This window comes from Bradyrhizobium ferriligni, assembly GCF_056837965.1.
The window spans coordinates 1-1,310 of sequence record NZ_JBXEJO010000182.1; the positions used below are offsets into that span (position 1 = coordinate 1).

The window sequence follows — 1,310 nt, forward strand, 5'->3', positions numbered from 1 at the left end:
CGGAGGATACTTGGCCCGAGCCAACGATCCGCCTCCAGGAAACACCGTGATCTGGCGCGGACTATCGCGGCTGAACGACATCGAACTTGGAGCCGCAATCGAGGCAACAATTATGGGTAATTGAAAGGTCTCCTTGCCGCTTACCATCTTGTCGCCTGAGGCGAACTTACTCGTTTGGCCAGCGCGCAATAACGCCGCTTTCCAAGGAAAAATGTCGGCGCGCCGGTCGAGCCGCATCTTACCCCGTCATCTGCGTGGCCCTGTGAACCCTCAACGTTGATTAGATAGCGTGCTATAGGATCGATCTGGATCATGCGCGAAATCGAAAGATCCGGCATACGCGGTCTAAGAACTAGAGCTCATGAAACGTCATGGATGGAAGCCGAGCGGCGGCGGGAGAGAGAAGTCAGACTAACCAACTTAGGTGTGCGTCGGACGGCCGCTGCTGATAAAACGGCTGGCGCCAACTGCCGATCCAACTCAAGCTGACAATGGCTGCGTGGTTGCAAGCTTGCCCGAAGTCGAAAACCCTGGCATTGCTGCCAGGGTTCTGCCTGTCGATCCTTTTGAGAGGAGGGATCAGAAGTCCATGCCGCCCATGCCTCCGCCCGGAGGCATCGCGGGGCCGCCGGCGTTCTTCTTCGGCAACTCGGCAACCATCGCTTCCGTCGTGATCAGCAACGCCGCCACCGAGGAGGCGTTCTGGACCGCGATGCGCACGACCTTGGTCGGGTCAATGATGCCCTTGGAGACAAGGTTGCTGTACTCGCCAGTCTGCGCGTCGTAGCCGTAAGAGTACTGATCCTTCTCTAGGACTTTACCGACCACGACCGAGCCATCTTCACCGGCGTTGATCGCGATCTGCCGAGCCGGCCAGGACAGCGCCTTGCGCACGATCTCAACGCCGGTCTTCTGGTCGTCGTTCGTGGTGCGCAGGCCCTTGAGCTGCTCGGAGGCACGGAGCAGAGCGACGCCGCCGCCCGGGAGAATGCCTTCCTCGACAGCCGCGCGGGTCGCGTGCATCGCGTCGTCCACGCGATCCTTGCGCTCCTTCACCTCGACCTCGGTCGCGCCGCCGACGCGGATCACCGCGACGCCGCCTGCGAGCTTGGCGAGACGCTCCTGCAGCTTCTCACGGTCGTAGTCCGAGGTGGCCTCCTCGATCTGCGCCTTGATCTGGGCCACGCGGGCGTCGATGTCGGCCTTCTTGCCGGCGCCGTTGACGATCGTGGTGTTCTCCTTGTCGATCATCACCTTCTTGGCGCGACCGAGCATCTGCAGCGTGACGTTCTCGAGCTTGATGCCGAGGT

General features: G+C 61.3%; 2 protein-coding genes. Both read right to left on the bottom strand.

All coding sequences use genetic code 11. The annotated features are described in order from the left end of the window. Positions 1 to 237: hypothetical protein (locus AC1VNY_RS42455; protein ID WP_482409661.1), on the bottom strand; the 237-nt coding region annotated here is incomplete at its 3' end. Positions 238 to 579: 342 nt separating this feature from the next. Continuing rightward, the coding region (locus tag AC1VNY_RS42460; protein WP_482409662.1) for a TCP-1/cpn60 chaperonin family protein at positions 580 to 1,310 on the bottom strand (731 nt) is incomplete at its 5' end.